Source organism: Thioalkalivibrio sp., from assembly GCF_007692535.1.
Lineage (GTDB): Bacteria > Pseudomonadota > Gammaproteobacteria > Ectothiorhodospirales > Ectothiorhodospiraceae > Thioalkalivibrio.
On sequence record NZ_REBW01000030.1, the window covers coordinates 1 to 3,886 of the forward strand.

A 3,886-nucleotide genomic window follows, 5' to 3' on the forward strand; every position below is an offset into this window, starting at 1 on the left:
CTTAAAGGGCTTTTCGGCGCTGCTGGTTGCGGGCCACGACGGCCAGCAACAGCAGCGCGGGAACGAAGAACCACTCGGGTGCCGGGCGGTCCGCGGGAACGAAGACGGCGGTGACCCGGGAGCCGCCCTCGACGCCGAGGCGTTCGGCGGGGCTGCCGAAGCGCACGAAGCTGATGTTGACCTGGTCGCCGAAGATCATCAGGCCGAGGCCCGCGTCGGCCAGCCGCTCTTGTCCGGGGGCGGGATCGCCCAGCGGGAGCATCACCCGGCGCGTGACCTCCTCGCCGTCCAGGTCGTAACCCGACACTTCCAGGCGCAGGTGGCCCTGGGCCGGTGCTGCCTCGGCGACGGCTTCGATTTCAGTGGCGGGCAGGGAGGTCAGCGGCGTGTGAATGCGGTCCATCCACACGCCGGGCACCAGCAGGGTCAGCGCGACCAGCAACAGCAGCGCGGTTTCCCAGACGCGGTTGCGCACCAGCAGGAAGTGCTGGGTGGCGGCCGCAAAGACCAGGATGCCCGCGAGCGACCCGAAGAAGGTCAGTCCCAGTTGCCACAGGCTGTCGACGCCGATCAGCAGCAGCTGGGTGTTGAACACGAACACGAAGGGCAGCGTCACGGTGCGCAGGCTGTACCAGAAGGCCTGGATGCCGGTCTGGATCGGGTCCGCGCGGGCCACGGCGGCAGCGGCGAAGGAGGCCAGCCCCACCGGCGGCGTGACGTCGGCCATGATGCCGAAATAGAACACGAACAGGTGTGCCGCGATCAGCGGGATCAGCAACTCGTTCTGTGCCCCGAGGTCGACGATCACCGGCGCCATCAGCGTGGCGACGATGATGTAGTTTGCGGTGGTGGGCAGCCCAAGGCCGAGGACCAGGCAGATCACCGCGGTCAGCAGCAGCATCAGCATCAGGTTGCCCCCGGAGAGCAGCTCGACGAGGTCCGTCATCACCAGGCCGATGCCGGTCATGGCCACGGTCCCGACGATGATCCCCGCGGCAGCGGTCGCGACGCCGATCCCGATCATGTTGCGCGCCCCCTGCACCAGGCCGTCCCCGAGTTCCACGATCCCGTCGGCAACGGCGCGGCGATAGTGTCCCTGGCCGCGGAAGAACGCGGTCAACGGGCGCTGGGTCAACAGGATTCCGACCAGGAACAGCACTGCCCAGAAGGCGGACAGACCGGGTGACAGTCGTTCCACCACCAGTGCCCACACGAGCACCACCACGGGCAGCAGGAAGTGCAGGCCGCCCTGGATGGTCGGTCCGGGATCCGGAACCTCGGTGATGTTCGGGTCCAGCTCCGCTCCCGCATCGGGGACCCGGCTGGCCAGCCAAAGCAGCAGGAGGTAGGCGGCTCCGATCAATGCCCCGATCAGCCAGAAGGAGTGATCGCCGGCGACCGTCTTGATCCAGCCCAGGCCGTAGTACACGACTCCGGCGAGCACCAGCAGGCCGCTGGCCGACAGGCCCAGGTTCAACAGGCTGCGCGCCGGGCCTGTCGGGTGGCGCCGGGGCAGGCCCTGCAAGCCGGCCTTCATGGCCTCCAGGTGAACGATGTAGAGCAGGGCGATGTAGGCGATCAGTGCCGGCAGGAACGCGTGCTTGATCACCTCAACGTAGGGAATGCCCACGTATTCGACCATCAGGAAGGCGGCCGCGCCCATCACCGGCGGCATCAGCTGGCCGTTGACCGAGCTTGCCACCTCCACCGCGCCGGCCTTGGCGCTCGAGAAGCCGGTGCGCTTCATCAGCGGCACGGTGAAGGTGCCGGTGGTCACCACGTTGGCGATGGACGAGCCGGAAACCACCCCGGTGAGCCCCGACGCGACCACCGCGGCCTTGGCGGGCCCGCCGCGCAGATGCCCCAGCAGCGAGAAGGCGACCCGGATGAAATAGCCGCCGGCGCCGGCCCGCTCCAGCAGGGCGCCGAACAGCACGAACAGGAACACGAAGCTGGTCGACACGCCGAGCGCGATGCCGAACACCCCCTCGTTCGACAGCCACTGCTGCGACATCGCCCGGCCGAACGACGCGCCGCGGTGCGCGAGCATGTCCGGCATCCATGGGCCCGCAAAGGTGTAGAGGAGGAAGGCCCCGGCGATGACCATCAGTGCCGGCCCCAGCACGCGCCGGGTGGCCTCTAGCAGCAGCATCATTCCCAGTCCGGCCGCGATCATGTCCGCAAGTTGCGGACGGCCCGGGCGCTGTGCCAGTTCCTGGTGATACAGGAACAGGTAGCCCGCCGCGAAGGCCGCGGCAAGTGCCAGCAGCCAGTCCACCAGCGGGATGCGTTCCAGCGGCGCCACCCGCCACGCGGGCCAGGCCAGCACAAAGGCGACGGTCCCCATCAGCAGGTAGACCGGTACCCAGGGCTGTTCGGCCTGATGCTGCTGCCAGGCGAGCAGCCAGAGTCCCAGGCCGAGGAACAGGTAGAAGCCGGCAGCGATGTGCGGCCCACGCGCCGAGGGCAGGCGCGCCGGGAACAGCAGAAAGGCGAGAAAGACGGCGAAGGCGAGGTGGATCGAGCGCGCCTGGGTCTCGGGGACGACCCCGAAGCCCAGCGAATAGGGCAGGGGGGAGACGATCCAGAGTTGGAACAGCGACCAGCTGAGGGCCGTCAGGTAGACCAGCAGCTGGGTGGGGGCACCGGGGCGGCGCGCCCCGGTTTCCATGTGCTCGACCAGCGCCGCGGCCTCGGTTGGGCTGATATCCCGGGCCCTGCGATCGCCGGCCATGTCTCAGGGCCTGCCGTGCGCGGTCAGTCCTGCATCATCCCGGCCTCGCGGTAGTAGCGAAGCGCACCCTCGTGCATCGGGGCGGACAGGCCCTGGCTGATCATGCTCTCGGGCTCCAGTACCGCGAACGCCGGGTGCATGCCCTTGAAGGTGCTGAAGTTCTCGAACACCGCGCGGGTCAGGTGGTAGACGGCGTTGTCGCTGGTCCGGGTCGAGGTGACCAGCGTCGCGCCCACGCCGAAGGTCTCCACGTCATCGTCCTGCCCCGGGTACATCCCGGCCGGTAGCGTGGCGCTGAAATAATAGGGCGTCTCGTCCACCAGTTGGTCCACCACCGGACCGGACACGGAAATGATCCGGGCCCCACAGGTGGCGATGGGTTCCTGGATGGCGGCCGAGGGGTGACCGACGGTAAACAGGATCACGTCGATGCGGTTGTCGCAGAGCGCCTGGCCCTGCTCGCGGGAGGGCAGTTCCGAGGCCAGGGAGAAATCGCCCATGCTCCAGCCGTATTCCGCCATCAGCCGCTCGGCGGTGCCGCGCTGTCCGGAACCCGGATTGCCGACATTGACCCGCTTGCCGACGATGTCCTCGAACGTTTCGATGCCGCTGTCGGGGCGTACCAGGACCGTGAAGGGTTCGGGGTGCAGCGAGAACACAGCGCGCAGTTCGGTATCGGCTCCTTGCTCCGCGAAGCGGTCGGTGCCGTGATAGGCGTGATGCTGCCAGTCGGACTGTGCGACCCCGAAGTCCATTTCGCCGGCCGAGATCGAGTTCAGATTGAAGACGGAACCGCCGGTGCTCTCGGCGTTGCAGCGCATGCCGTGCGTCGCCTGGTCGCGGTTGACCAGCCGGCAGATGTTCTGCCCCGTCGGGTAGTACACACCGGTCACGCCCCCCGTCCCGATGGTGATGAAACGTTGATCGGCGCTGGCCGTCATTGCCAGGCCCAGCGCGAGCGCGGAGCCCGTAATCAGCCGAATACCCATTCCAATGAGTGATGCTCGCATGCGGTTTCTCCGTTTTGAGAGGGTCAAGGACTCTGGATTCAACCCGCTTTCATGGGTCCAACGCAAATCTCCCGCTTTCCAGGGAAGGGCTGGGTTGGTCTGTCTCGCAAGGAGTCCTGTAGTCCTGTAGGTCGGGTTAGCG

2 protein-coding genes are annotated in these 3,886 nt (G+C 67.6%); both read right to left on the reverse strand.

The genetic code is table 11. The features are described 5' to 3' along the window. Position 1: 1 nt before the first annotated feature. Positions 2-2,734 carry a TRAP transporter permease gene (locus EA346_RS00490; RefSeq protein WP_296754269.1) on the reverse strand — a complete coding sequence of 911 codons (2,733 nt, stop codon included), beginning with the start codon at positions 2,732-2,734 and terminating at the stop codon, positions 2-4. A 23-nt stretch (positions 2,735-2,757) separates the two neighbouring features. Continuing rightward, positions 2,758-3,723, reverse strand: a complete 966-nt coding sequence (locus EA346_RS00495) for a TAXI family TRAP transporter solute-binding subunit (RefSeq protein WP_296754271.1) — start codon at positions 3,721-3,723, stop codon at positions 2,758-2,760. Between the last annotated feature and the right edge of the window lie 163 nt (positions 3,724-3,886).